The sequence below is a fragment of the Pseudomonas sp. P5_A2_2 genome, from assembly GCF_054177685.1.
In genome coordinates, this window is the sequence record NZ_JBGCUL010000472.1 from 1 (window position 1) to 3,495 (window position 3,495).

Genomic DNA, 3,495 nt, shown 5'->3' on the forward strand with positions numbered 1-3,495 from the left:
CGGTACCCTTGGTGCCACGGAAAGGCGTGTAACCGGCATCCGGGTAAACGTCCTGCCAGGCGCCGTTGTCGGTGGTGTAAACCACCAGCGTGTTCTTATCCAGGCCCAGCGCTTTGAGCTTGTCCATGATATGGCCGATGCGCGTATCCAGTTCGACCACCGAGTCGGCGTACTTGGACTTGGAAATCGACTTGTGGACGAACTCCGGTGCCGGCAGGTTCGGCTGGTGCACTTTCATGAAGTTGACGTTGATGAAAAACGGCTTGTCGGATTTGGCGGCGGTGTCGAGGAATTCCAGCGCGGCCTTTTCAACATAACCGTCAAAGTAGGGAATTCCGACTACACCGGGTTTGCCATCGATAACTGGAGTATCAACATACTGGCCGTTGATCTTGAACTCTTCAACGGCCTTTTCTCCGGCCTTGCCCGAGAGTGCACCTTTGGTCACTTTGGTAAACATCGCCCGGGTTTCCGGGTCCATGTCGGGGAACCATGTCGGGTCGGCGTAGGTGTAGGCATTGAGGTGATAGAGGCCGACGTATTTCATCACGTCATAGCCCTGGGCATTGGGTAGCGCGTAGTCGGCTTCACCCAGGTGCCACTTGCCGGTGAAGTAGGTCTCGTAACCACCGGTCTTGAGCACCGAGGCCAGCGTCCACTCAGCGGCTGGCAAACCGCCGCCCTGGCCCTGGAAGGCCACGGTGGTCATGCCGCTTCGATTGGGGATGCGCCCGGTCTGCATGGCGGCTCGCCCTGGCGTGCAGCTCGGTTGCGCGTAGAACGAGTAAAAGGTTGTGCCTTCAGCGGCCAGTTCATCGATGCTGGGTGTCGGCATGCCGCGGCCGACACCGCCTCCATAGGGCCCCAGATCACCGTAACCGGTGTCGTCAGACACGATGAACAGGATATTGGGCTTTTCTGTTTGTGCAGCCTGGGCCATACCGTTAAGCGCTATCAGTAATGAACCTGCAATGTAGAACCTTGAGCGATGCGAGAGTCTTTTCATGGCGACCTTCCTTTATCGGGACGGATCCTTGTGGCCGGCTACCTGTTTTCAAGTAATCCGTGACCGGACCCTGGTGAGTTACCCCCAAACCATGCCCTCTGATTAGTTCCAAGCGCTCAACTGCCAAAAAAATGAAAAGCCTGTTGCTACTCAAGGCACCCGAATCAGCCTAGTTCGGTTATTTTCAAAACGCGCATTGCAGGCAGAAAAATTCAAAGTCGTTCGTCACTCGTTTCCCCCATGAAATACCTTGGGTCGAGTCATCCCCGGGCGGCGGATAGTGTTAAGGTTTCGACTTTCGATTTGCTCAATCGCAAGTCACTTCTATATTGAGGGGGTGCTCTGAACTTCCTGCCTTCTGTCGAGCTTGCCCCATGGCATCTACTGATCAACTGATCATCTGCGAGCACTGCGACAGCGTTTACCAGAAAGTCACGCTCGCCAAACATCAAAAAACCCTGTGTACGCGCTGTGGCGGCGTGCTCCAGCGCTATAACGGTCTCACGGTGGAACAGCGTCTTGCGTTGACCTTCACCGCGTTGATGCTCTGGATATTCGCCAACTTCTATCCGGTGATGAGCATCAACCTCAAGGGCGTGAAGAACAGCGCAACGCTCTGGGACTCGGTGCTGGCCCTGAGTCTGGGGCCTATCACGTTCATCGCCATGGTGGCGGCAATCGCCATGATCATCGCGCCGATTTTCCAGTTGTTGCTGCTGATCTGGGTGCTGGGCTTCGCCCTCGCCCGGCAACGCTCGCCCGGATTCAATTTCTGCATGCGCTGGCTGGAAACCCTGAGGCCCTGGAGCATGCTCGAAGTCTGCCTGCTGGGCGCCATGGTCGCGGTGATCAAGCTCGCCGGTCTGCTCGATGTGCTGCCCGGTATCGGGTTGTTTGCCCTGGCTGCGCTGAGCCTGATGATGATCCGCATCGCCGGGCGCGACATCCGCGAACTATGGGACATTGTATGAGCACGCCTCCTTACGCCGACGAGCTCAACCTGTGCCTGTGTCACACCTGCGGGCTCGCCTGCGACATGACCTTCGAGCCCCACGAATGCGAGCGTTGCGGTGCACCGCTGCACCGGCGCAAAACCAACTCACTGACCCGCACCTGGGCCTACATGATCGCGTCCCTGGTGTTTTACATCCCGGCCAACCTGTTGCCAGTGATGAACACCAAAATGGTCGGCCATGGCGCCGACAGCACGATCATGAGCGGCGTGCTGGAGTTCTGGGAAGCCGGTGCCTGGGACATCGCCCTGATCATTTTCATTGCCAGTATCGCGGTGCCTGGCATCAAGTTCGTCGCCATCACGCTGCTGCTGGTCACCGTGCAACGCGACAGCGAGTGGGCACGTAAAGAGCGGTCGACGCTGTACCGCTTCGTCGAGGTCATCGGTTACTGGTCGATGCTCGATGTGATCGTGGTCGCCCTGGTGGCCTCGCTGGTGAAATTCCAGGCCCTGGCTGACATCGAACCGCGCCCGGGCATTCTGTTTTTTGGTCTGGTGGTGGTGTTCACCATGCTGTCGGCCATGAGTTTCGATCCACGCATGATCTGGGATAAAGAACGGGAAAACCCACACGATGAGGAGGTCACGGATGAAGTCACAAGCCACTGACGGGCCACAAGCCCCCGGGCCGGCGCCGATCAAGACCCGCCGTTTCAGCGTTTCGCTGGTCTGGATCGTACCGATCGTCGCGGTGCTGGTGGGTATTTCGCTGGTGGTTCACAGCATTCTGCAGCAAGGCCCGACCATCGTTGTCACGTTCAAGACCGGGGACGGCCTGACCGCGAATAAAACCGAGGTCAAATACCGCAATGTCGTGATTGGTCATGTCTCCGATGTGGAACTGAGCGCTGACCAGAAGAACGTCAACGCCACCGTCAAACTGGAAAAGCAGGCTGAAAGCTTTACCCGTGAAGACTCGCAGTTCTGGGTCGTGCGGCCGCGCATTGGCGCTGGCGGTGTGTCCGGCATCGATACGCTGCTGTCGGGCGATTACATCGGTGCCGATATCGGCCAGGCCAACGGCCGGGCAAAAAACTTCATGGGGCTGGAGAGTCCGCCGCCCATCACCTACGGCGAGCCGGGCAAGCGTTTCACCCTGTTCACACAGGATCTGGGGTCGCTGGATATCGGCTCTCCGGTCTACTACCGCAAGATCCCGGTGGGTCAGGTGGTGGCCTACGCGCTGGACCCGGATGGCAAAGGCGTGAACATCGAGCTGTTCATCCATGCACCCAATGACAAGTACGTCACCGAAAACACCCGTTTCTGGAACGCCAGCGGCATTGACGTGAGCGTCGGCGCCAACGGTTTTGCGGTCAAGACCGAATCGTTGTCTTCCTTGCTGGTGGGCGGTATTGCCTTCCGCGCGCCCGACTACAGCCCTGACGATAATCCTGCCGCTGCCGAGTACGCCTACGAACTGTTCGAAGACCCGCAAACCGCCCTCGCCCCGCCAAACGGCAAGCCGCAGTAT

General features: G+C 58.3%; 4 protein-coding genes. 3 read left to right on the forward strand and 1 reads right to left on the reverse strand.

The window, feature by feature from the left end; genetic code table 11:
* A partial coding sequence (locus tag ACXRVY_RS20590; protein WP_458238114.1) for a sulfatase-like hydrolase/transferase occupies window positions 1-1,006 on the reverse strand: 1,006 nt, incomplete at its 3' end.
* A gap of 374 nt (window positions 1,007-1,380) precedes the next feature.
* On the opposite strand from ACXRVY_RS20590, the gene ACXRVY_RS20595 reads away from it, so the two are divergent.
* The 3 genes from ACXRVY_RS20595 to ACXRVY_RS20605 all read left to right on the forward strand — a co-directional run.
* On the forward strand, window positions 1,381-1,977 hold the full coding sequence (locus ACXRVY_RS20595; RefSeq protein ID WP_223460752.1) for a paraquat-inducible protein A: 597 nt from the start codon (window positions 1,381-1,383) through the stop codon (window positions 1,975-1,977).
* Window positions 1,974-2,630 (forward strand): paraquat-inducible protein A, encoded by a 657-nt coding sequence (locus ACXRVY_RS20600; RefSeq protein WP_223460754.1) that lies wholly within the window; start codon window positions 1,974-1,976, stop codon window positions 2,628-2,630. Before ACXRVY_RS20595 ends, ACXRVY_RS20600 begins: the two co-directional genes overlap by 4 nt.
* Window positions 2,611-3,495, forward strand: an 885-nt coding sequence (locus ACXRVY_RS20605) for a PqiB family protein (protein ID WP_458238115.1), incomplete at its 3' end; no start/stop codon positions are given. The genes ACXRVY_RS20600 and ACXRVY_RS20605, both read left to right, overlap by 20 nt.

Excerpts from the sequence above, each read along its gene's own strand:
- ACXRVY_RS20595 (WP_223460752.1), top strand. The coding sequence starts at position 1,381 with ATGGCATCTACTGATCAACTGATCATCTGCGAGCACTGCGACAGCGTT.
- ACXRVY_RS20600 (WP_223460754.1), top strand. The coding sequence starts at position 1,974 with ATGAGCACGCCTCCTTACGCCGACGAGCTCAACCTGTGCCTGTGTCAC.